Origin of the sequence: Georgenia alba (assembly GCF_042665525.1) — a bacterium.
Lineage (GTDB): Bacteria > Actinomycetota > Actinomycetes > Actinomycetales > Actinomycetaceae > Allobogoriella > Allobogoriella alba.
On sequence record NZ_JBHTCQ010000001.1, the window covers coordinates 1,079,602 to 1,102,367 of the forward strand.

At 72.5% G+C, this 22,766-nt stretch carries 20 protein-coding genes and 1 tRNA gene; 9 read left to right on the forward strand and 12 right to left on the reverse strand.

The genetic code is table 11. The features are described from left to right. Window positions 1–4 precede the first annotated feature (4 nt). Window positions 5–2,281 (reverse strand): S8 family peptidase, encoded by a 2,277-nt coding sequence (locus tag ACFQQL_RS05115; protein ID WP_382391909.1) that lies wholly within the window; start codon window positions 2,279–2,281, stop codon window positions 5–7. Between the two features lie 104 nt (window positions 2,282–2,385). Here ACFQQL_RS05115 and ACFQQL_RS05120 point away from each other — a divergent pair, with 104 nt between their 5' ends. Continuing rightward, on the forward strand, window positions 2,386–2,778 hold the full coding sequence (locus tag ACFQQL_RS05120) for a PPOX class F420-dependent oxidoreductase (RefSeq protein ID WP_382391911.1): 393 nt from the start codon (window positions 2,386–2,388) through the stop codon (window positions 2,776–2,778). A gap of 6 nt (window positions 2,779–2,784) precedes the next feature. Here the strand turns inward: ACFQQL_RS05120 and ACFQQL_RS05125 are convergent, their stop codons facing one another. The 5 genes from ACFQQL_RS05125 to ACFQQL_RS05145 all read right to left on the reverse strand — a co-directional run bounded on the left by ACFQQL_RS05125 (window position 2,785) and on the right by ACFQQL_RS05145 (window position 8,802). Next, window positions 2,785–3,690: a phosphotransferase enzyme family protein gene (locus ACFQQL_RS05125; RefSeq protein WP_382391913.1), complete on the reverse strand. Its 906-nt coding sequence runs from the start codon at window positions 3,688–3,690 to the stop codon at window positions 2,785–2,787. 40 nt (window positions 3,691–3,730) lie between these two features. Continuing rightward, complete coding sequence (locus tag ACFQQL_RS05130) at window positions 3,731–4,975, reverse strand: DUF4032 domain-containing protein (RefSeq protein ID WP_382391915.1); 1,245 nt, start codon at window positions 4,973–4,975, stop codon at window positions 3,731–3,733. Window positions 4,976–5,075: 100 nt separating this feature from the next. Further along, complete coding sequence (locus ACFQQL_RS05135; protein WP_382391917.1) at window positions 5,076–6,200, reverse strand: ABC transporter ATP-binding protein; 1,125 nt, start codon at window positions 6,198–6,200, stop codon at window positions 5,076–5,078. Window positions 6,201–6,343: 143 nt separating this feature from the next. Then, window positions 6,344–7,273: a trehalose-phosphatase gene (gene otsB, locus ACFQQL_RS05140; RefSeq protein ID WP_382391919.1), complete on the reverse strand. Its 930-nt coding sequence runs from the start codon at window positions 7,271–7,273 to the stop codon at window positions 6,344–6,346. Next, window positions 7,270–8,802, reverse strand: a complete 1,533-nt coding sequence (locus ACFQQL_RS05145; protein ID WP_382391921.1) for an alpha,alpha-trehalose-phosphate synthase (UDP-forming) — start codon at window positions 8,800–8,802, stop codon at window positions 7,270–7,272. Before ACFQQL_RS05145 ends, otsB begins: the two co-directional genes overlap by 4 nt. 164 nt (window positions 8,803–8,966) lie before the next feature. Here ACFQQL_RS05145 and ACFQQL_RS05150 point away from each other — a divergent pair, with 164 nt between their 5' ends. The 3 genes from ACFQQL_RS05150 (at window position 8,967) to ACFQQL_RS05160 (ending at window position 11,665) form a co-directional block, all read left to right on the forward strand. Further along, the gene (locus ACFQQL_RS05150; protein WP_382391923.1) at window positions 8,967–10,739 is read left to right on the forward strand and encodes a protein kinase domain-containing protein; all 1,773 of its coding nucleotides are present in this window, start codon (window positions 8,967–8,969) and stop codon (window positions 10,737–10,739) included. Next, on the forward strand, window positions 10,736–11,527 hold the full coding sequence (locus ACFQQL_RS05155) for a DsbA family protein (protein ID WP_382391925.1): 792 nt from the start codon (window positions 10,736–10,738) through the stop codon (window positions 11,525–11,527). Before ACFQQL_RS05150 ends, ACFQQL_RS05155 begins: the two co-directional genes overlap by 4 nt. Before the next feature lie 65 nt (window positions 11,528–11,592). Next, a tRNA-Thr gene (locus ACFQQL_RS05160) sits at window positions 11,593–11,665 on the forward strand. Between the two features lie 48 nt (window positions 11,666–11,713). On the opposite strand, the gene ACFQQL_RS05165 is transcribed toward ACFQQL_RS05160, so the two are convergent. The 4 genes from ACFQQL_RS05165 to ACFQQL_RS05180 all read right to left on the reverse strand — a co-directional run bounded on the left by ACFQQL_RS05165 (window position 11,714) and on the right by ACFQQL_RS05180 (window position 15,538). Beyond that, window positions 11,714–12,736, reverse strand: a complete 1,023-nt coding sequence (locus ACFQQL_RS05165) for a GH25 family lysozyme (RefSeq protein ID WP_382391927.1) — start codon at window positions 12,734–12,736, stop codon at window positions 11,714–11,716. Window positions 12,737–13,027: 291 nt separating this feature from the next. Next, window positions 13,028–14,329 (reverse strand): D-arabinono-1,4-lactone oxidase, encoded by a 1,302-nt coding sequence (locus ACFQQL_RS05170; protein WP_382391929.1) that lies wholly within the window; start codon window positions 14,327–14,329, stop codon window positions 13,028–13,030. 79 nt (window positions 14,330–14,408) lie between these two features. Then, entirely contained in the window at window positions 14,409–14,663 is a 255-nt protein-coding gene (locus ACFQQL_RS05175) for a hypothetical protein (RefSeq protein ID WP_382391931.1), read from the reverse strand. A gap of 197 nt (window positions 14,664–14,860) precedes the next feature. Beyond that, a complete protein-coding gene (locus tag ACFQQL_RS05180) occupies window positions 14,861–15,538 on the reverse strand; it encodes a uracil-DNA glycosylase (protein ID WP_382391933.1) in 678 nt (225 codons plus the stop codon). A gap of 84 nt (window positions 15,539–15,622) precedes the next feature. Here ACFQQL_RS05180 and ACFQQL_RS05185 point away from each other — a divergent pair, with 84 nt between their 5' ends. The 3 genes from ACFQQL_RS05185 to ACFQQL_RS05195 are packed head-to-tail and all read left to right on the forward strand — an operon-like array spanning window position 15,623 to window position 18,093. Beyond that, a complete protein-coding gene (locus ACFQQL_RS05185) occupies window positions 15,623–15,913 on the forward strand; it encodes a DUF3263 domain-containing protein (protein WP_382391935.1) in 291 nt (96 codons plus the stop codon). Between the two features lie 58 nt (window positions 15,914–15,971). Further along, window positions 15,972–16,571, forward strand: a complete 600-nt coding sequence (locus tag ACFQQL_RS05190; RefSeq protein WP_382391937.1) for a LytR C-terminal domain-containing protein — start codon at window positions 15,972–15,974, stop codon at window positions 16,569–16,571. A gap of 28 nt (window positions 16,572–16,599) precedes the next feature. Next, the gene (locus ACFQQL_RS05195) at window positions 16,600–18,093 is read left to right on the forward strand and encodes a phytoene desaturase family protein (RefSeq protein WP_382391939.1); all 1,494 of its coding nucleotides are present in this window, start codon (window positions 16,600–16,602) and stop codon (window positions 18,091–18,093) included. Here the strand turns inward: ACFQQL_RS05195 and ACFQQL_RS05200 are convergent. Next, window positions 18,086–18,856 carry an SGNH/GDSL hydrolase family protein gene (locus ACFQQL_RS05200; protein WP_382391941.1) on the reverse strand — a complete coding sequence of 257 codons (771 nt, stop codon included), beginning with the start codon at window positions 18,854–18,856 and terminating at the stop codon, window positions 18,086–18,088. The two genes, ACFQQL_RS05195 and ACFQQL_RS05200, sit on opposite strands and share 8 nt — an antisense overlap. Then, a complete protein-coding gene (locus ACFQQL_RS05205) occupies window positions 18,853–20,304 on the reverse strand; it encodes a glycoside hydrolase family 15 protein (RefSeq protein ID WP_382391943.1) in 1,452 nt (483 codons plus the stop codon). The genes ACFQQL_RS05200 and ACFQQL_RS05205 overlap by 4 nt, the downstream gene beginning before the upstream one ends. 224 nt (window positions 20,305–20,528) lie before the next feature. Between ACFQQL_RS05205 and groL the strand changes: the two genes are divergently transcribed. Both groL and ACFQQL_RS05215 read left to right on the forward strand, forming a co-directional pair. Further along, window positions 20,529–22,157 (forward strand): chaperonin GroEL, encoded by a 1,629-nt coding sequence (gene groL, locus ACFQQL_RS05210; RefSeq protein WP_382391945.1) that lies wholly within the window; start codon window positions 20,529–20,531, stop codon window positions 22,155–22,157. Window positions 22,158–22,345: 188 nt separating this feature from the next. Then, window positions 22,346–22,756, forward strand: a complete 411-nt coding sequence (locus tag ACFQQL_RS05215) for a HEAT repeat domain-containing protein (RefSeq protein ID WP_382391947.1) — start codon at window positions 22,346–22,348, stop codon at window positions 22,754–22,756. Window positions 22,757–22,766 lie beyond the last annotated feature (10 nt).

Below are 22,766 nucleotides of genomic sequence, written 5' to 3' on the forward strand. Positions count from 1 at the left end.
ACGTTCAGCCGTCCGCGGCGGACCAGCGCTCGATCTCGACGGTGATGTCGCCGTCCTGCTGCACGGGGTCCGGGCCGTTGTTGGTGATGAGCTGGCCGCCGGTGGACCACAGGGTGATGCCGTCGACGCTCATCGGCGCGGAGTCGTAGAAGTACCCGGTCATCCGCTCGTTCGTCTCGAAGTGCTCCTGGAGGTAGCCCTCGGCGTCGGCGTATGAGCTGAACGGCGTGCCCCGGAACGGGTCGACGAGCGGCTGGTCGGCGTAGGCGTCGAACGCCCCGCGGCACAGGTCCATGCTGTTGCGCACGAAGGTCGGCGGTGGCATGTGCCCGGCCCGCTCGACGGTGGCCCCGAGCCCGGGTGAGAACGTCAGGCCGATCTCGGCCTGGTCCGCGCCGACCTCCACGGCCTCGACGCCGACGCGGACGGGACCTGGCCAGCCGTACACCCGGGCCGGGGTGAACCCGTCCGGGGCCGACCACGGGCAGAACTCGGCGTGACCGTGCGAGCTGCCGTCCTCCGCCGTCCCGAGCCAGATCTCGTCCGTCGTGGTGTAGTCGAACCGTCCGGTCGCCTGCAGGCTCCCGTCGTTCATGCCGTAGATCGCGCCGGTGATCTCGCCGAACGGGACCTGACCGTCCTGGCTCTCGTGCGGGGCGGGACGCGCCCAGCCCCAGTGGGTGCCGTGCAGGACGGTGTCGTTCGCGTGGGGCAGCAGCCCGGTGGCGATCGGGTGGTCGCCACCGAAGGAGAACGTGGCGCGGTACGGGTAGATCCAGTCCACGTCGAGGACGTCGACATCGCCCGGCCCGTCTCCGTAGTACCCGAGGGTGGCCAGGACCGCGACGACGTTGATGCTCCCGTCGGCCCACGTCCACTGGGGCAGCATGCGCCGGATGTCCTCCGGGGTGAGGTGCGGGTGCTCGGCGAGGATGACGGCGATGAGCCCGGAGATGAGGGGGGCCGCGTAGGACGTGCCCTCGACGACCTCGTAGCCGCCGCCGGACTGGGCGACGAGCAGCTGCATGGCCGGTGCGAGCACGTCGACGTCCCCGCGCCGTGGGCTGCAGTCGAACACGTCGCCCCACGGCGTGATGCCGCCGACGGAGATGACTCGGTCCACCACCGCGGGCCACTGCGGCGCATTCGTGGGGAACTCGTCGGGGCAGCGGTCGGCCGGTCCGTTGTTCCCGGCGCTCGTGACCACGACCACGCCGTTGGCCTCCGCGTAGTCGACAGCCGCCTCGAAGCCTTCCGGGCACGTCTCGATCGGCCCGAGCCCTCCGCACGCCCAGCCCCACGAGATGTTGATGATGTCGGCACCGTTGTCGACCGCCCACGTGATGCCCTCGATCGCGTTCTCGAGGTCCGCGTGGCCCTCGTTGTCGGAGATCTTGACGGGCATGACCGTGGCCCCGGGCGCGATCCCGGGGACCGCACCCTCCGGCTGGCCGACGATCAACGACGCGACGCCGGTGCCATGGCCGAACGCGTCGTAGGTGTCGGCACCCTCCTCGCCGAGCGAGATACCGGGGCCCAGCGCGCCCCCGATGGAGGAATGGATCCCGTTGACACCGCTGTCGAGGACCGCGATCCGCACGCCGTCGCCGCGTGGCTCACCGGGGAGCTCCTCGAACCCCATGTACTGGGTCTGCCACGTGGTCGACGAGGTCGGGAACGGCTCTCCGGGTTCGCCCTCGGTGTCATGCGGCCGACCGGGCAGGTTGAAACCGGCCTCGCGCACCGTGGTGCCGTCGGCGTTCTCCCGCGCCTCCTCGAGCACCTGCTCCGCCTCGCGCCGGTCGGCGACGGGCACGACCTCCGTGCGCGGGGGGTAGCCCTGCTCGACGAGCAGGACCTCGTCCGGGTCCCGCACCTGGTGCTCCGCCGGCTCGGTGGAGCCCCCCACGTCGGTCTCCGTGACCTCGGAGCGCACGTCTCCCTCGCCGATCGTGGCGATGCTCAGCGTCTCGCCGGCCGGGGCGCGGGCGGCGTCGACGCTGACGGCGCACTCGCCGTTCTGGCAGAGCTCGACGGGAAGGACCATGCCCTGGTCGCCGGCGAGGAGCTCGTAGCCGATCGCCTCGTCCACCGGGGACCAGGTGACCTCGACGCTCGGCCCCGTGCCGGTGGCGGAGAGGGTTTCCACCGCCGGTGGCGGGTCGGGGCGTGATCCGGCACCGCCCGCGCCGCCGCCGTCCGGCCGCTTGTCGTCGGTGCACGCCACGACGAACGCGGCCACCGTGAACACGGTGACGATCGCTGCCCCCCGGCGCCTCATGGGGCCGGAGCGTAGTCGAGGACGCCACACGGTCGTAAGGTCGCTGGTGGGTCGCGTGTCGCCCGCGCACCTGATCGATGCGCCGTCATCCAGGAGGAGGAGTCATGGCCCGTCCACCGATCCCCGAGCAGTTCGTCGCGGTGCTCGAACGAGCGAACCCGGCGGTCATGGCGACCGTCCGGCCCGACGGCAGCCCGGTGTCCGTGGCGACCTGGTACCTGTGGGACGACGGTCGGGTCCTGCTGAACATGGACGCCGGGCGCAAGCGGCTCGAGCACCTGCGCGCCGACCCGCGCGTCTCGCTCACCGTGCTCGACGACGAGAACTGGGGCCGTCACGTCAGCCTGCAGGGGACGGTCACGTTGTCGGACGACCCGGACCTGAACGGCATCGACCGCCTCGCGCGGCAGTACGGGCTGGAGGAGTACCCCGTCCGTGACCGTCCGCGGATGGACGCCTGGATGAGCGTGGACGCGTACCACGCCTGGGGCTTCTGAGCGGTCTCAGCCGTACGGCCCCCACCGGGTTGCGTCGTCGCCGTCCTGGAGGGTCCGCAGCCGGTGGAACGCCTGGTCGCGGAACCTCGGCGCGTGGCCGGCCTTGAGCAGTCCGTAGGTGGTCGTGCTGAGCTCGCGGACCCGGCGTAGCACCGGCCACGCCTCGTGCCGGGTGACGTCGAGACCGTAGGCATGAACCAGAGCCCGCTGCCGTCGCTTGAAGCCGAAGCGCGCCGCGTTGACCGCCGTCGGCACCAGGTCCTGCAGCTGCGGACCACGTGCCACCTGGTCGAGGTCGCACAGCACCGGCCGGCCGTCGACTGACCTCAGCAGGTTCCCGATGTGCGCATCACCGTGGAGAACGCCGAGGCGCAGCGTCGGAGCAACCTCCGCGTACGACTGTTCCAGCGTGGCGACCTCCCGGGCCAGCCAGCGCCGGTCACCCGCCGTCAGCCCGGCCGGCAGGTCCGGGCGGCCGATGCGGGTGCGGAGCGTGGTGAACGGTGCCCACTCGGGCAGGTCCTCGTGGTCGCCGAGCGCGTGCAGATCGCGGAGGGCCACGCCCAGGTGCTCCACGCGCCAGTCGACCTCCGGCGCGTCTGCCGACTCCCAGAACGTCGCGACGTACCCCCGTGCGGTGACCGGCTGGGCCGTCTCCAGCAGCCGGCTCACCGGAGCTCCGGCGTCGGCGAGCCAGCGGGCGAGGGTCACCTGCCGGGTGACCGCCGCGCGGGCGGTGTCCCGGCGCAGCCGGACCACGACCGGGGCCGTGGTGAGGCGGTAGACCACGTTGATCGAGTCGTTGAGGAGCTCGGCGCCGGCGGGGTCGAGCCCGGCGCTCCGGCAGACGGCCGCCAGGGCGGCCCGGCGCCGCAACTTCGTCAGACCGAGGCTCGCACGTGCTCTGATCACCCGACCACCCCTCCCACCCCTCCGCATCCGGTCTCCGGCGCTACCCGTCGACGGCCGGCATCTCCACGGAGTCCCGGTCCAGGAAGGATCGCTCGTCCGGCCGGTGCCTCAGGACGTTCTCGACGTAGGACTCGATGGCCTCGGCCAGCGGCACGTCTCGTTCCTGCTGCTGGGAGACGAACCACCGGTGCTCGAGCACCTCGTGGAAGATCTCAGCGGGTTCGAGCTTGCGGCGCAGCTCCCGCGGGACCGCACGGACGGTGGGCGTGAACACCTCGTCCAGCCAGTCGTGCGCCACGATCACCGGGTCGTCGTTCTGGCGGTCCGTCTCGGCCCGGTAGGAGTCGAGGTCGTTGAGCATGCGGCGAGCCTGGTTCTCCTGCACGTCGAGCCCGGTCAGCCGCATGATCTGCCGGTGGTAGTGGCCGGCGTCGACCACCTTGGGCTGGATGGAGACGGTGGTTCCGCCAACGTCCGTGGTGAGCGTCAGCTCCCCGACGTCGAAGCCGAGGTCGTTGAGCCGGTTGATCCGCTCCGTGACCCGCCACCGCTCGGCGGTGTCGAAGGACTCCTCCTGGGTGAGCTCGGACCACAGCGACTCGTACCGCTCGACGATCTGGTTGCCGACGTCGACCACGTCGACGTCCTCGTCGAGGACCTCACCGGCCTGGAGGTCCATCAGCTCGCCGATGATGTTGGTGCGGGCGAGGTCCACGTCGTAGCCGCGCTGGCCGTGCGTCAGCGACGGATGCAGCTCACCGGTCTCCGCGTCCACCAGGTACGCCGCGAACGCACCGGCGTCGCGGCGGAAGAGCGTGTTCGACAGCGAGACGTCGCCCCAGTAGAAGCCGAGCAGGTGGAGTCGCACCAGCAGGACGCTGAGGGCGTCGATGAGGCGGCCGGCGGTCTCGGGCCGCATGTACTGGCTGAACAGGGCGCGGTAGGGGAGGGAGTACTGGAGGTGCTCGGTGACGAGCACGGAGTTCAGCTCCTCGCCGTCGGGCGCGGTCCGGCCCGTGATGACGGCGAGCGGCTGGACGGCAGGCGCCTCGAGCCTGCCCAGCGCCCGCAGGAGCTCGTACTCCTGGTAGGCGACCCGCTCGCCGATCTCCTTGAGCGCGATGACGCGCCCGGAGAGCCGGACGAATCGGACCACGTGGCGGGAGATGCCTCGCGGGAGTGCGGCCAGGACGTCCGTCGGCCACTCCTCGAGGGGGACCTCCCACGGCAGGTCGAGCAGGGCAGGGTCCACCCGAGCGGCGGTGATCTGCAGCTGCTGGGCCATCGTCGTTCTCCTGGGCGAGCCGGGAAGGGCTCGGGTGAAACGCCAGGGGCGGGTCCGGTGGGACCCGCCCCTGGTCGGTGTCGCGCTCGCGACGCGGGAACTATGCGGGCAGACGCTCGCCGGTCGCGTTGGAGAACACGTGCTCCTCGCCCTCACGGATCTGGACGTGGATCGTGTCGCCCTTCATCGGCACGTCGCGCGGGTCGACGCGGACGATGATCTGGCTGGAGTCCTCGCCGGAACCGAGGTGCTCGGCGAGCTCCTTGTCGCCGGCCAGCGATCCGTAGACGAACGCGTCGGAGCCGAGCTCCTCGACGAGGTTCACCTTGACGGGGATGCCGCCGTTGCCCTCCGGGACCTGGTTCAGCGACTCGGGACGGAAGCCGAGGACCACCTTGCCGTCGTCCTCCGCCGAGATCGCGTCGAGGGTGGCCCGGGTGAGCGGCACGGTCGCGGAGCCGAGCACCGCCTTGCCGTCCTGGACCTGGAAGTCGCCCAGGTTCATGGCCGGGGAGCCGATGAAGCCCGCCACGAAGACGTTCGCCGGCTTCTCGTACATCTCCCGCGGGGTGCCGACCTGCTGCAGCAGGCCGTCCTTGAGGACCGCGATGCGGTCACCCATGGTCAGCGCCTCGGTCTGGTCGTGCGTGACGTAGACCGTGGTGACGCCGAGCCGGCGCTGCAGCGACGCGATCTGCGTGCGGGTCTGCACGCGGAGCTTCGCGTCGAGGTTGGACAGCGGCTCGTCCATGAGGAACACGCGCGGCTGACGCACGATCGCGCGGCCCATAGCCACACGCTGACGCTGACCACCGGAGAGCGCCTTCGGCTTGCGACCGAGGTACTCGGTGAGGTCGAGGATCTTCGCCGCCTCCTCGACGCGCTGCCGGATCTCCGCCTTCGGAGTGCCGGCGATCTTCAGCGCGAAGCCCATGTTGTCGGCGACCGACATGTGCGGGTACAGCGCGTAGTTCTGGAAGACCATGGCGATGTCACGGTCCTTGGGCTGGACGTCGGTGACGTCCCGGTCCCCGATGAAGATCCGCCCGGAGTTGACGTCCTCGAGACCCGCCAGCATGCGCAGCGAGGTCGACTTGCCGCAGCCGGAGGGGCCGACGAGGACGAGGAACTCGCCGTCGGCGATCTCGATGTCGAGCGCGTCGACAGCGGGGCGCTCCGACCCGGGGTAGATCCTGGTGGCCTTGTCGAAGGTGACAGTTGCCATGGTGGTGCACATCCCTTCACCGGCAGGTACGTGCCGGACGATCCGTTGTGAAAGGTGCCAGGTCGCGTGTCCGCACTGACACAGCGTGCTGCCGCGAACCCATGCCCGCGACAGCTGCCGGGGACATACTGTCACATGTCGGGTTACGGGAAGGTGTCGGTCTCCTGGGAAATCGCTGGGCGGACCCGCTCGCGCAGCTCGGCGAGGCGGAGCAGCACCGCTGAGAGCTCGTCGGGGTCCGCCACCCGGTACGCGGCCCGCGTCGCGCCGTCGCCGACCTTGAGCGGGACGTCCCCCGTGGCCGCGTCGAGCACCGTGAAGGCGTCCTCGTCGGTGGTGTCGTCCCCCGCGTAGAGCGCGGCGTCGGCCCCGACGGCGGAGCGCAGCTCGAGGAGCGCGTCCCCCTTGGTCACCGCCACGACCGCCAGCTCGATGACCTCCTTGCCGAGGATGACGCGCACGCCCTCGCGGGCACCGGGGCCGTCGAGGACCTGGCGCGTCAGCGTCTCCGCCTGCTCCTGCCCGGCCGGCCGGGTGTGCACCACGATCGCGGTCGGCTTGGCCTGCACCCAGGCGCCGTCGACCGGGGCGGCCAGCGCCTCGGTCTCCCGGAGCAGCTCGGCCCGGAGCACGGCCTGATCCTCCGTGAGGTCGACCGGGTCGGCGGCCAGTCGAGCCGCGCCGTCGGGCCCGACGGCGGAACGTCCCCACTGGGCGCCGTGCGACCCGATGACGCGGGTCTTGTCCGGCAGGTCGGCGAGCGCGACGAGGTCCTCGGCGTCGCGGCCGGAGACAACCGCCACCTCGACGTCCGGCAGCCCCGCGAGGCGCACGACGGCCTCGGCGGACGCGGGCAGCACCCGGGACGTGGTCGGGTCGAGCACGAGCGGCGCCAGCACCCCGTCGAAGTCCAGTCCGACGACGATCCGCGGGTGGGCGACGAAACGGTGCAGGGCCTCGTCGAGCCCGGGATCGAGCTGGGCGGTGAAGAGTGGTGCGCTCACTCCCGGTCCCGGGACGCCGGCGTCGCCGTCGATGGTGCCGTCCGCGGTCTCGGGATCGGGGTGAGTCACGGAGCCTCCTGCTTCCTGGTCCGGGTGGCGGTCCTGCCGTCCGTGCCGGACGCAGCCTCCGTGGACTGCTCCGGCGTCGTCGGCTGCGCGGCCACGGTACCCATCTCGGGCGGTGTGGGCACGGACATGGCGAGGTAGCCGAGGAAGTCGTCGGCCCAGCGTTGGACGTCGTGCTCGAGCACCCGCCGGCGCAGCCCGCGCATCCGCCGCCTGGCTTCCTTCTTCTCCATGCCGACGGCACGCATGATGGTGGCCTTGGTGCCGTCGATGTCGTGCGGGTTGACGGTCAGCGCGTGCGTGAGCTCGTCCGCCGCGCCGGTGAACTCCGAGAGCACCAGCACGCCGCCGAGGTCGGAGCGTGCGGCCACGTACTCCTTGGCGACGAGGTTCATCCCGTCCCGGAGTGAGGTGACGAGCATGATGTCCGCGGCCACGTACAGGGCCGCCATCTCCTCCACCGGGTAGGAGTGGTGCAGGTAGTGCACGGCGGCCCGGCCGAGGGTGCCGTAGTCACCGTTGATCCGCCCGACGGTGACCTCGACCTCGTCGCGCAGCTGCCGGTACTGGTCCACGCGCTCCCGCGACGGGCTGGCCACCTGCACCATGCACGCCTCCGGGATGCGCAGCTGGCCGTCCTCGAGGAGCTCGCCGAAGGCCTTGAGCCGGTGCCGGATCCCCTTGGTGTAGTCGAGCCTGTCCACGCCGAGGAGCAGCACGTCCGGGTTGCCGAGCTCGGCCCGGATGCGCTTCGCCCGCTCGACCACCTCCGGTGTCCGGGCGAGCTGGTCGAAGGACTCGGCGTCGATGGAGATGGGGAACGCCTGGGCACGGACCGTGCGGTCGGGACGGGACCACCGGCCGGGGATCGTCACCTGCGGCCCGCGGACCTGCAGGTCAGTCAGCCGGCGCACCGCGCGCAGGAAGTTCGCGGCATCACCGGGCCGCTGGAACCCGACGAGGTCCGCGCCGAGCAGCCCCTCGACCACCTGCTGCCGCCACGGCAGCTGGGTGAAGATCTCCAGCGGCGGGAACGGGATGTGGTTGAAGAAGCCGATCTTCACGTCCGGCCGCAGCAGGCGCAGGACGGACGGGACCAGCTGGAGCTGGTAGTCGTGCACCCATACGGTTCCGCCCGGCGCGACGGCCTCCGCGGCCGCCGCGGCGAACCGCCGGTTCACCGAGGCGTACGTGTTCCACCAGGTGCGGTGGAACTCCGGCGGCACGATGACGTCGTGGTAGAGGGGCCACAGGGTGGCGTTGGAGAAGCCCTCGTAGTAGCGGGCGACCTCGTCCCCGCTGAGGGTGACGGGCCACAGCCGCATGCCCTCGGCGTCGAACGGCTCGTGCTCGAGGTCCACCTTGCCGGACCAGCCGACCCACGCGCCGTCGTTCTTCTGCATGATCGGCGCGAGCGCGGTGACCAGGCCGCCGGGGGACCGTTCCCAGTCCAGCGACCCGTCCTCCGCGACGGTGATGTCGACGGGTAGACGGTTGGCGACGACGACGAACTCGTGTTCTCCGGCTGGCACGGGTCATCAGCTCCTTCGATCTCGCTCAAACCGTACTGGCAGCCCGACGAGGTTCGCCCGCCGGCGGCCCGGAGGTGGCACGGCGGACGGGGTCCGCACGGCCCGGAGGGCATGGCGAGCGTGGCCCGCCCGCGGCGCGCCGGTGTGCTGGGTACGTTGTGGGCATGACCGAGCCGGTGGACCCGACGCCCGACGGGCAGCGTGAGGTCGGCGGCTACCGGCTGCTGCGACGACTCGGCGCCGGCGGGATGGGCACCGTCCACGAGGCGGTCGACGCCGACGGCCGGCACGTCGCGCTGAAGCTCCTCCACCCGCACATCGCCACCGACCCTCAGGCGCGCCGGCGGCTCGCCCGGGAGGTGGCGCTGCTGCACCGCGTCAAGGACGCGGGAGTGGCCCGGGTGCTCGACGCGGAGGTGGAGGACGCGGAGGCGTTCGTCGTGACCGAGCTGGTCGACGGGCCCACGCTCGAGGACGACGTCACCGACGGCGGGGCGTTCACGCTCGACGAGCTCGCCGGGCTCGCGCACGGCCTCGCCGCGTCCCTGCGGGCCATCCACGCGCAGGGCATCGTGCACCGTGACCTCAAGCCCGGGAACGTCATGCTCTCCGACGACGGCCCGGTCCTCATCGACTTCGGCATCGCCCAGGTGGCCGACGACGTCCGGCTGACGCAGACCGGCCTGGTCACCGGCACGCCCGGCTACCTCGACCCCGAGGTGATCGCCGGTGGCGACCCCGGCACGGCGGGGGACTGGTGGGCGTGGGCGGCGGTGCTGCTCTTCTCGGCCACCGCCCGCCCGCCGTTCGGTCGCGGTGCCATCGAGGCCGTGCTGGCCCGGGTCGCGACCGGCCGGGCCGACACGACCGGCCTGCCCGCCACCGTGGGACGGGCGCTGCGCGGCGCGCTCGACCCGGATCCCGACCGCCGGCTGCCGCCGGAGCAGGTCCTCGAGGTGCTCGACGTCGCCGCGGACGATCCCGAGGCCGCGGGGGACCCGGAGGGTACGGACACGCAGGACGGCGTCGACCGGGCCGCCGCCACGACGCCACTGGGGATGGGCGCGGCGCCGACGGCGCCGGTGATCCCGCCCACCATGCCGGTCGCGCGGCCCGGAACGGCGGCCTCGTCCGGGGCGGAGCCGCCGACGGGGCGGACGCCCGAGGACCTCGACCCGGCGCCGCTGACCGACGTCCAGCCGGTGCACGGCGCCGGCCCCGCCACGAAGGTCTTGCCGGCGATGGGCGGGCACCCCGGACCGGTGCCCGACGAGACCGCCGGCCCGTCGCCGTCGCCCTACCCGCTCGGACCGCCCGAGACGATGCCGCCGCCGGGGGCGTACGCCACCCCCCGCTGGGCCGTGCCCGCCCGACGGCGCAGCGCCACCGTGCTCGCCGTCGGGGTGGGGGTGAGCGCCGCCGCGGCGTCGTTCCCCGGCATCTTCATCGTCGTGGCCGTCGCCCTGCTGGTGCTCACGGCGACCACCGGCTGGGCCGGCCGGTCCCGGCGCTCCTCCCGGCTGCGCCGGGGCCTGCGGCGGGGCGACGACGCACGGATGGTGGCCGGACTGCCGTGGCACCTGCTCCGAGGGGTCGGGGTGCTGCTGCCCGGTGTCGCCGTCGGGGCGGTGCTGGGCGGCGTGCTGTGGTGGTTCGGGGGGCAGGTCGCCCTCCCCGTCGCCGCGAACATCCAGGAGCCGGTCGCGCTCTGGGCCGCCGGGTTCCTGGCGCTCTTCGCCGCGTGGCTCACCCCGACCTCGAGCGCCGCCCGGGACGGCGCACGGGCATGGCTCGACGTGCTGACCCCCGGCCCCGGCTACCGTGCGCTGCTGGTCACGGTGTTCCTGGGGTATGCGGCGGTGGTGGCCGTCCAGGTGGCCCTCGGCGAGGCCCCGGCTGCCACCTGGGTCCCGCTGCCTATTACGCTGGTGCGGTGACGAAAGCGGACTCCTCCAGCTCCAGCAAGGCGCAGCGCCGCGAGGCGGCGCGTCTGCAGGCCAAGAAGCTTCGCGAGGCGCAGGCTCGGCGCGAGCGACGCAACCGCAGTCTCCTCATCGGCGGAGTGGTCGTGCTCGTGCTCGCCGTGGCTGCCGCGCTGTTCTTCATCATCCGCGAGGGCACACGCTCGGTCATCACCGATGTGGAGGCCATCCCGCAGCAGACATCCGTCGACGACGGCGGGATCTCGCTCGGTCAGGATCTCGTGGCTGGCTCGGAGAACGCAGGCGCCCCGGTCCTGGACGTCTACCTCGACTTCCAGTGCCCCCACTGCGCGGACTTCGAGGAGGTCAACGCCGGTGACATCGACGAGCTCGTCGGCGCCGGAGACGTGACGGTCCGGTACCACCCGGTCTCGATCCTCTCTGAGGGTGACCGGCAGAGCTGGTCCTACCGCGCGGCAGAGGCCGCGGCCGTCGTCGCGGACGGGGCGCCGGAGGCGTACAACGACTTCCAGACGGGCCTCTTCGGTCTCGTGGGTCAGGCGCAGGCCGAGCCGGGCGACGAGGAGATCATCCAGCTAGCCCGGGAGGTCGGTGTCCCGCAGGACGTCGCCGACCAGATCTCCGGCACCCGGTTCAACCCGTGGGTCGACGCCACGACCCGGCAGATGAGCCGTGACGGGTTCGGCGGGACACCGACCGTGCTCATCGACGGCGAGGAGTTCGAGGAGTGGGGGACCCCCGGTGCGCTCGCGGAGGCGATCCGGGGCCAGTCCGGCGAGTGAACCGGTGTGTCGGCCCGCAGACCGGCGGGCTGGCAGACTGAGGACCCGACGGCGCACGCCGTCAAGCCGCCTTAGCTCAGTTGGTAGAGCATCCGCCTTGTAAGCGGACGGCCGTCGGTTCGAGTCCGACAGGCGGCTCCGCCTGACGCCCAGGTGGTCCCTACGTGCCCACCTGGGCGGCCGGCGTCAGCCGATCCGGTGGGCGGCGTTCTCGTTCTTCAGCGTGGCGTTCAGGTTGGCGCGCACGCCCGGCGCGAACGACTGGCGGGGACCGGCGTAGCCGCTGTTGTAGAAGACGGTCACCGTCTCACCGGTGCGGTTCCACACCGACGCCGTGTCGTTCTTGACGCACCGGTACTGGCCGTTCCCCGGGCCTCGGAACTCGTAGCACGTCGGCTGCTCGTCGCCGTAGTCCTCGATCGAGGTGTTGAAGTCGGACACCGACCCCTCGTTGTCACTGTTGTAGTACAGGCAGAACTCGCCTCGTTCGCACACGCCGTTGCGTGCCTCCGGGTCCGGATCCGGTGCTGATCCGCCCCCGGCGAGCTCGCGCAGCTCCGCCTCCGTGCCGGCGAAGTAGTTGCGGTCGGTGTCGGCCGGGATGCCGTCGACCTGGGCGGTGGAGGTGTACTGCCACATCACCCAGTCGTTCCACCCGCCGGGGATGTCGGGGGCGGAGACGTCGTAGTGCGCGATCCACAGCGGGTACTCCGCGAAATCGTTGGTAGCCATGTTCGACTCCCAGAAGCTGGGGTACGTGTAGATGATCGGCGTGCGCCCGAAGAGGCGCTCGGTCTCGGTCAGGAACGTCGAGACCCAGGTCTGCAGCTGCGCCGGGCTCAGGCCCTTGGCGTCCTCGATGTCGAGGATCGGGGGCAGGGTGCCCTCGCCGTTCCTGCCCTCGGTGACCTCGAAGTAGTGCTGGGCCTCGCCGAGCGCGTCCTGCCTGACCGGCGTGCCGACGTCGGCGAAGTGGTAGGAACCGACGACCATGCCGTTGGCCTCCGCGGCGTCGAAGTCGTCGGCGAAGTACTCGTTGTCGTAGTTGCCGGTCATCCCCTCGGTCGCCTTGACGATGGCGAAGTCCTCGGCCGCCGCCACGGCGCCCCAGTCGATCGCGGCGCCCGACGGATGCTGGAAGGACGAGACGTCGACCCCCGTGACGTCGGAGGCCTCGGCATCGACGGCCTGCGACGAGGTGGAATTCATGCCCATGATGGTTGTGGCCAGGAGGACCGCTCCTGCGACGGAGCCGGTCAGCTGCCGCGAACGACGCACGATGAATCTCCTTCGATACAGGGATGGAGACGACGCGACCGGCTGGTGTCTGCCCGGCCGTGGACGCCATTGCCCCCACCATCGAGGGCCCCCACGGGTGTCCGACACCCGTCTGACACAGCTCGTGACACCTGACAGCCGGCGCGTGACAGATGCGGGCCGGTAGAGGGCGCCGCCGGGACGACCCTGAGACGCCCCACGAACCAGCGACGACGTCGCGCGTCAGCCCACCCAGCGGCGCACGAAGTCGTTGCGGAACTTGCCGTCCGGGTCCAGCCGAGCTGCCAGCTCGAGGAAGTCCTCCCGGCGCGGGTAGAGGGCGCGGACGCGCGCCGGGTCGGCCGCGGTGACCTTGCCCCAGTGGGGGCGGCCGTCGTATGGGGCGAACGCGGCGTCCACGGCGGGCAGCACGGCCGCCACCCGCGCGGTGTCACGCACCAGTGTGAAGTGGAAGGCGACGCAGTCCTGCCGGTGCATCGGGCTCAACCATGCGGTGTCGGCGGCCACGGAGCGGACCTCGGCCACCTGCACCAGGCCGGCCAGCGGCTCGGCCAGCCCGCGCAGTGCCCGGAGTGCCTCGGCGGCGTGCTGCCGGGGCACGAGGTACTCGCACTGGATCTCCTCGCCGGCGCTGGGCATGTGGTCCGCGCGGAAGTGGGGGAGCCGGTCCCAGGAGGGGCCGGCCTCGCCCAGCTGCGCCGTCGCGTTGGCCGGGTCGACGCCGGGGATCGGGTGGAACGGCTCGTCCATCGCCGGCGTCCCGGCCACCTCGGACGGCCACGGCGCGTCCAGCTCCGTGCCGGCACGCTTGACCCACACCGACTCGAAGACGTCCTCGCGGAGCGTGGTGAAGCAGCTGACCGAGTAGCCCAGGCGGCTGATCTCCTCGAACCCCTCGACGACGGCGTCGAACGGCACCGGGCCGTACACGGTCTGCGCGACCTCGAACGCGGAGACCGTCTCCAGCGCCATGGACGTCACGAGGCCGAGCGCGCCGAGCGAGACTCGCGCGCCGTCGAGCTCCTCGTCCTCGAGCAGGCGCGTCCCGCCGTCGGCGTCGATGAGCTCGACGGCGGAGAGCTGGGCAGCGAGGATCGGGTTGCCGACGCCGCTGCCGTGGGTCGCCGTCGCGAGGCTGCCGGCCACCGAGATGTGGGGCAGGGAGGCGAAGTTGGGCAGCGAGCGGCCGCGGTCGTGCAGGTACAGCGCCAGGTCCGCGTAGCGCGTCGACGAGCTGACGCGCACCCGGCCGGTGGCTTCGTCGAGCTCCGGCTCGACGGCGGGGGGCGGGACGTCCTCCCCGGAGGTGGCCGTGAGGCGGGGGTGCCGGTAGGCGAGGTGACGGAGGCTGATCAGCGTCTCTGCGGAGTCGGTGACGTCGTTGAAGCTGTGCCGGCTTCCCGTCGCGCGCACGTGACGGGAGCGGGCGACGGCCTCGGCGGCGTCGGCGAGGCTCGTGGGTTCGACGAGGGCTCCGGCGATCGTCCGGCTGCCGGACCAGTTGCTGAGGGCGACGGTGCTCACGCCCTGAGGGTGCCACAGGCGGCGGTGCGCCCCCGCGTGGGTCCGTCACACGGAGACGTCAGATCCTCGCCGTGGCGCGTCAGGCGGCCGAGCCGCCCGTGCCGCCGCCGGTGGTCCGGCCGTAGACGAAGTCCTCCTCCTCGTCCGGCCCGGCACCGACGAGCTCGTCGTCGGAGGCAAAACGCTCGGCGTCCGTGCGTGGCGCGCCTGCGGCGCGTCCGCCGCTGAGGACGTCCCGCGAGCGGTCGTCCTCCTCGTCCGGGCGCACGAGCCCGCGGTGGACCAGTGCCTCGGTGACGAGGTCGGGCCGCCTGCCGGGGTCGTGACGGGTCATCGCTCACCAGCTCCTCTGTCCTTGGTGGGACGGGCCCGACCGGGACGGGGTGGGTCCCGACCGGTCCTCAGGGTGATGATGCCCACATCCGGGGCGCGCGCGCGAGCGCGACCCGCATATGTCTCGCGGGTTTCACGCGCGCGAAACGTGGCGTTGACCTCGGCAGGACCTTCGCGTGACGGCTCGGGGACACCGCCTCAGGTCAGGGACCAGTCCACCGGCTCGGCGCCGGCCTCGGCGAGCAGGGCGTTGGCCCGGGAGAACGGACGCGACCCGAAGAACCCGCGGGAGGCCGACAGCGGGCTCGGGTGCGCGGAGGCGATGATCGGCGTCGGGCCGAGCATCGGGCGCAACGTGCCCGCGTCGCGGCCCCAGAGGATCGCGACGAAGGGCGCCTCCCGCGCGACGAGGGTGCGGATGGCGTGCTCGGTGATCGCCTCCCAGCCTTTGCCACGGTGCGAGGCGGGGGCGCCTGGTCGCACCGTCAGGACCCGGTTGAGCAGCATGACGCCGCTGCGCGCCCACGGGGTGAGGTCGCCGCTCTGGGGCACGGGCAGGCCGAGGTCGTCCCACAGCTCGGCGTAGATGTTCTGCAGCGACCGCGGGACCGGACGTACGTGCGGCTGGACGGAGAAGGACAGCCCCATCGGGTGGCCGGGCGTGGGGTAGGGGTCCTGGCCGACGATGAGGACCCGGACGTTCTGCAGCGGATAGGTGAAGGCGCGCAGCACGTCCGTCCCCGCGGGGAGGTAGCCGTGGCCGGCACGGTTCTCCTCCCGCAGGAAGTCGCCCATGGTGTGGATCTGGTCCTCCACGGGTGCCAGGGCACGTGCCCAGCCGGCGTCGATCAGGTTCTCCAGGCCGGTCGCAGTCACGTCCGGGAGACTATCCGTCGGCCGGGGAATGACACGACTGTCATTCCCCCCTAGCATGGGCCGAGCGAGCGAGAGGAGGCAGAGATGGCACATGCCGAAGCCGAGGCGAGGAGTACCCACGCGACCGGCCTGAGCGAGTCCGAGGCCGCCATCCTCGCCTTCGAGCGGCAGTGGTGGAAGTACGCGGGCGCCAAGGAGACGGCGATCCGCGAGCTCTTCGACATGACGGCCACCCGGTACTACCAGGTGCTCAACCAGCTCATCGACTCCGAGGCGGCGCTCGCCGCCGACCCCATGCTCGTCAAGCGGCTGCGCCGCATGCGGGCGAATCGGCAGCGTGAGCGCTCGGCGCGTCGGCTCGGCGCCGACCTGTGACGCCGCCGCGCCCGCGACGACGAAGCCAGCGAGGCCACTGAACGGTTAACCTCGCCTCGTGACCACCCCAGACGAGGAATACCCCGACGACGAGTTCGACGCCGCGGGTCGGGACCGTAGCCCCCAGGGTGTCCACCGGGGTCCGCGGCCGCTGTGGCGCGCGTTGCTCCCCGTCCTCGGCGTGGTCGTCGCCGCCCTGCTGCTGGCGTGGGGGGCGATCGCGCTGCTCGGTGGCGGCGGAGGTCCCGAGCCGACGGCCGGCCCGACGTCGCCGCCCGCATCCGAGGAGACCACCGAGGAACCGACGGACTCCGAGACGACCGAGCCCACCGACGAGCCGACCACTGACGAGCCGACGACGGAGGAGCCGACGGAGGAGATCGACTACGACACCACGATCACCGTGCTCAACGGTGCAGGTGTCGCAGGGCTCGCCGCGCAGACCAGCGACCAGCTCTCCGGTGAGGGCTTCACGGACCTCGTCCCCGAGGACTACGCCTTCGAGGAGCCGACGAGCACGACGCTCTACTACAACAACGCGGAGCTCCAGCCCACGGCGGAGGCGGTGGCCGAGATCCTCGGCATCGAGAACGTGGTCGAGAGCTCGGACGCCACCGTCTCGATCGCGGTCGTCCTGCGCCCCGACTTCACCGGCTGATGACCAGCGCAAGGCCGGGGCCGGTGCCATGAGCCGTGAGGTGCGTGACGCCGTCGTCGTCGGCAGCGGGCCGGGCGGCCTGGCCGCCGCGGTGACGCTGGCCCGGGCGGGCCTGGACGTCCTCGTCCTGGAGGCCCAGCCCACGGCCGGCGGCGGCGCCCGCACTCTCGACCTCGGCCTTGCGCCGGACCTCACGCACGACCTGTGCTCCGCAGTCCATCCGCTGGCCCTCGCGAGCCCGTTCCTGCGGGCCTTCGACCTGCCCGCCCGCGGCGTCGAGCTCGCGGTCCCCGAGCTGTCCTACGCCCAGCCGTTCGAGGGGCGGGACGCGGGCCTGGCCTACCGCGACCTGGACCGCACGGCCGAGGGGCTGGGCGCCGACGGGCCGGCCTGGCGGCGGCTCATGGCGCCCCTCGTCGAGCACAACGACGCGGTGGTGGCCCTCGGCCTGGGCGACCACCGTTCGGTACCGGGTGAGCTGCTCTCGCCCGGCGGCGTGCAGGCCGCGATCGCGTTCGGCACCGCCATGCTCGAGCAGGGCACGCCCCTGTGGGGCGCACGGTTCACCGACGACGTCGCACCGGCCCTGCTGACCGGGGTCGCCGCCCACACCATCAGCGCGCTGCCCTCGCTGCCGTCCTCCGGCACGGCCCTGCTGCTGGGGTCCCTCGCGCACGCCGTCGGGTGGGCGATCCCGGTGGGGGGCAGCCAGCGCATCACCGACGCGCTCGTCGCCGACCTGCGCGCCCACCGCGGCGAGCTGCGCCTGGACACCCCGGTCACCACCTGGCGGGCGCTGCCGCGGGCCCGTGCCTACCTCTTCGACACGACGCCCGGCACGCTCGCCCGGGTCTGGGGCGAGCGGATGACTCCGACGGCGAGGCGCGCACTGGAGCGCCACCGGCACGGCCAGGCCGCCGCGAAGGTCGACTTCGTCCTGTCCGGTCCCGTCCCGTGGTCCGACCCGCGCGTCGGCGGCGCCGCGACGGTGCACCTGGGCGGCAGCCGGGAGGAGATGGCGGCCGCCGAGAACACCGTCCAGGCCGGCCGGCACGCGGACCGGCCCCTGGTGCTGCTCTCGGACCCGACCGTCGCCGACCCGTCCCGGGCCGTCGGGGGACTGCGGCCGTTGTGGACCTATGCGCACGTCCCGGCGGGCTCCCCGCGCGACGTCACCGAGACGGTCACCGCCCAGATCGAGAGGTTCGCGCCGGGCTTCCGGGACCTCGTGGTCGCCGCGCGGTGCATCCCCGCCGCGCGGATGGCCGAGCACAACGCCAACTATCCCGGCGGTGACATCGCCGCGGGCGCCATCACGATGCGGCGGATGGCACTCGGCCCGCGGCTCGCCTGGGACCCGTACCGCGCGGGCGTCCCCGGCGTGTACCTGTGCTCGCAGGTCGTCCCGCCGGGCCCCGGCGTGCACGGGCTGACCGGGTGGTTCGCCGGCCGGCGCGCGCTCCGCGAGCGGTTCGGTATCCGGCGCGCGCCGGACCTGGCCCCTGACGGCGTGGTCACCTGACGACCTGCGGCACCGGGCGCTTCGGCGGCCGGCCGTCACCCGTGGACGTCCCGCGCAGCCGGCGAGCGACCCACGGGCCGAGGTAGGTGCGTGCCCAGGTGAGCTCACCCCGCAGCCGCTCCGAGCGTGCCCGCGGCGGCAGCGGCTCGAGCGGGTCGTCCCAGGAGGCGGTCCGTGGCTCGAGGCCGAGCGCGACCAGTGCGGCCTGTGCCACGCGCTCGTGCCCCGCCGTCGACAGGTGGACCCGGTCTGACGCCCACATCCTCGGGTCGCGCAGGCTCCGCATGCCCCACAGGTCGAGCACGTGGGCGCCGTGGCGGCGGGCGATGGACCACACGTGCGTGTTGAAGACGGCCACCTTGGGCCGGATGGCGCGCAGCAGCCCCACGGACGGATCGGTCCCGCTGGCCATGAGGACGTCGACGCCACGCCGCCGGACCTGTGCCACCGCGGCGTCGAGCCGGCCGGCCAGCGCGTCCGGGTCCGAACCGGGGCGCAGCAGGTCGTTCCCGCCGCCGACCACGGAGACCAGGTCCGGCTCCAGCTCCAGGGCCGCCGGGAGCTGCTCGCCCAGGATCTGTCCCAGGAGCCGTCCGCGCACGGCGAGGTTGGCGTACTCCACCGTGGCCGGCGGCGCCAGGTCGGCGAGCTGACGCGCGAGGAGGTCCGCCCAGCCCCGGGTGACCTCAGGCTCCGCGGGGTCGGTGTCCCACAGTCCTTCGGTCATGGAGTCGCCGGTCGCGACGTATCGACGCCACCTCACAGCTCGCCTGCCTCCTCCAGCGCCGCGACGGCGAGCACCACGTTCGCGCACGACCACGCCAACGGGGCGACGGCGGCCGGCGAGCCGTCGGCCAGGACCTTCTCCGGGATCGCGCCCGAGGCGGTGCGGTGCGCGGCGACCCAGTCGAGGTAGGCGAACGCCCGGTCCGGATGACCGTTCTCGGCCGCGGTCAGGGCGTAGAGCGTCGTCTGCGGCGTCCAGGTGATGCCGTCCCGCTTCCAGCCGGCGCCCGGCGCCACACCACCGGCGGGACGTGCCATCTCCTCGGTCGAGCGCAGCCACGCCTCCGGTGAGCCGGCGAGGGGCTGGACGGTGAAGGGCGGCAGCAGCATCGCCGTCGCCGCGTCCCGGCCGTCCGTGCCGAGCAGCGCCGAGAGCAGGTCGGTCTCGGCGTACCGCTGGTAGCCGCCCGGGCCGAACGTCGCCTCGACGGCGGTGCGGACCTGGGCGGCGCGCTCCGCCGTCGTCTCGGCGCGGGCGGTCTCGCCGTGGGTCGCGTACAGCTCGGAGACGTGCTCGAGCCCCGCGAGCAGGGGCGCGACCGTACCGAGCGTGAGCTCCTCCTCCGCCACCTCCCAGTAGTCCGCTGACGCCGGCGGCAGGTGCGGCGGGGCGGCCGTCGCGTCCAGCACGTGGTCCGTGGTGGCGTCGAGCATCGGGCGAAGTCGCTCGAACGCGGCCGACCGTGCGTCGTCGTCGATCTGCGTCAGCACCGTCGCGGCGGACCACAGGACCCAGCCGTTGCCGTCGAGCTGAGGGCCGCGGTCGTCGGGGACGCCGGAGCCGTCGGGCAGGTAACGGGCCTGGAAGCCGCCGTCCTCGTCCTGCAGCGAGCCGACGAAGTCGAGGATCTCGAGCGAGTCACCGGGGTGGCCCGCCGTCGCCAGGGCCGCCGCCACGAAGGAGGCGTCCCGGGGCCAGACGTACCGCCACCGGTCGGTCCAGGCGGCGACGGCGGCCCCGGGCGCGGCCCGGGTGAGCGAACCGTCCTCGGGGAACGTGCCGCCGACCAGGGTGTGCATGTCCAGCAACGCGTCGGTGACGAGTCCCTCGTAGCGGGTGCCGGCGCCCGGCACGGTGCCGGAGGCGAGCCAGTCTCGATGCGCGTCGGCCAGCGACCAGGCCTGGGGGTCGTCCGCCGAACGCGCGAGCACGCGGCTGCCGGGCAGGTACAGCGCGGGCCGGTGCGCGGCGACGTCGGCGACGGTGCCGTCGGCCCGCACGTGCACGCCGTCGAGGTAGAGGTCGACGAACGCCTCGGTGGGCTCGGTGGCCCGGTGGTGCACGACCCACAGCGCCGGCCCGGTGAGCAACAGGATCCCGAGCGCGGCGGAAAGGGCCCGGCGGCGCCGCGGCACCGCGGGACCGGGCGGGCGCGGTTCCGCGCGCGGCGGTGCGGACCGCTCGCGCAGCTCCGCCAAGGTCATCCCGGCAGGTTAGTCGTTCGCTCCGGCGGTCCGGTCGGGTTGCCTCGCGAATCTTGCACTCGCCCCGTGAGAGTGCCAGTATCGAGTTAGCACTCTCGTGACGAGAGTGACAACACCCAGGTTGGTCGGTGAGGCCAGGGCGACGGCGGGACGTGACCGTCGGAGTCGTGGCCGTCCGTCGCGGGCGCCGCCAGCCGTACCACCACCCAGTGGAGGATCCAAGCATGGCCAAGACCATCGCTTTCGACGAGGATGCCCGGCGCGGCATGGAGCGGGGTCTGAACACCCTCGCTGACACCGTCAAGGTCACCCTCGGGCCCAAGGGCCGCAACGTCGTCCTGGAGAAGAAGTGGGGTGCCCCCACCATCACCAACGACGGCGTGTCCATCGCCAAGGAGATCGAGCTCGAGGAGCCGTACGAGAAGATCGGCGCCGAGCTCGTCAAGGAGGTCGCCAAGAAGACGGACGACGTCGCGGGTGACGGCACCACCACCGCCACCGTGCTCGCCCAGGCTCTCGTCCGCGAGGGCCTGCGCAACGTCGCCGCCGGCGCCAACCCCATCGCCCTGAAGCGCGGCATCGAGAAGGCCGTCGAGGCCGTCACCGAGAAGCTCTTCGCGCAGGCGAAGGAGGTCGAGACCAAGGAGCAGATCGCGGCGACCGCCGCCATCTCCGCCGGCGACCCGGCCATCGGTGAGCTCATCGCCGAGGCTCTCGACAAGGTCGGCAAGGAGGGCGTCGTCACGGTCGAGGAGTCGCAGACCTTCGGTCTGGAGCTCGAGCTCACCGAGGGCATGCGCTTCGACAAGGGCTACCTCTCGCCGTACTTCGTGACCGACCCGGAGCGCCAGGAGGTCGTCCTCGAGGACGCCTACGTCCTGCTCGTCGAGTCCAAGATCTCGAACGTCAAGGACCTGCTGCCGCTGCTGGAGAAGGTCATCCAGTCCGGCAAGCCGCTCGCGATCATCGCCGAGGACGTCGAGGGCGAGGCCCTCGCGACCCTGATCGTCAACAAGATCCGCGGCACCTTCAAGTCGGCCGCCGTCAAGGCTCCCGGCTTCGGTGACCGTCGCAAGGCGATGCTGCAGGACATGGCCATCCTCACCGGCGGCCAGGTCATCTCCGAGACCATCGGTCTCAAGCTCGAGAACGCCGACCTCGACATGCTCGGCAAGGCTCGCAAGGTCGTCATGACCAAGGACGAGACCACCATCGTCGAGGGTGCCGGCGACGCCGCGCAGATCGAGGGCCGGGTCTCCCAGATCCGCACCGAGATCGAGAACTCCGACAGCGACTACGACCGTGAGAAGCTGCAGGAGCGTCTGGCGAAGCTGGCCGGCGGCGTGGCCGTCATCAAGGCTGGTGCCGCCACCGAGGTCGAGCTCAAGGAGCGCAAGCACCGCATCGAGGACGCCGTGCGCAACGCCAAGGCGGCCGTCGAGGAGGGCATCGTCGCCGGTGGTGGCGTCGCCCTCATCCAGGCCGGCAAGGAGGCGTTCGCCGCGCTCGAGATCAGCGGCGACGAGTCGACCGGCGCGAGCATCGTCAAGGTTGCGCTGGACGCTCCGCTCAAGCAGATCGCGATCAACGCGGGTCTGGAGGGCGGCGTCGTGGCCGAGAAGGTGCGCGGCCTCCCCGCCGGTCAGGGCCTGAACGCCGCGACCGGCGAGTACGAGGACCTGCTCGGTGCCGGCGTGTCCGACCCGGTGAAGGTGACCCGCTCTGCCCTGCAGAACGCGGCCTCCATCGCCGGTCTGTTCCTCACCACCGAGGCCGTCGTGGCCGACAAGCCGGAGAAGCAGCCGGCGCCGGCCGGTGGCGGCGAGCCCGACATGGGCGGCATGGGCTTCTGAGCCTGACCGCCTAGCCCGGAACCCAGGGCCCGAGACCCGCCGCACAGGCGGGCTCGGAGAACGGCTGGAGGGCGGCACCCCCGTTGCGGGGGTGCCGCCCTTCCGCGTGTACGGAGACGCCTGAGTTGCGAGGCTTGGGTACATCAAGCGCGGGCTACCTCTGGGACTCGGCTCGGTACCGTGCCCTCATGAGTGGAGCTCCCCCACGGGGGGCGCACCCGCGGGTGCTGCTCGCGGCGGCGTCCGAGCTGCTCGGCGAGCGGGAGGTCGTCGCCTGGTGTCGCCGGCTGCTGAGCGGTCAGGAGCGCGACGACGACCCGGACCTGGCCTGGCTCGGCGGCACCGAGGACTGGGCCCTGTACTGGCGCCGGGTGTGGGGCGCCCGTGGCCTGCTGTACGTCTGGGACGACGACGCGGCGACGGTTGACGCCGTGGCCAACGGTCTCGACGACGAGCACTGGCGGGTGCGGGAGATGGCCTGCAAGGTCGTCCGTGCGCGTCGGCTCTCGGTGCTGGCCGGCGAGGTCTCCGCGCTGCGCGACGACGGGAACGACCGGGTGCGGGCCGCCGCGGACCGGGCGCTGGCAACCCTCGCCTGACGGTCCGCCG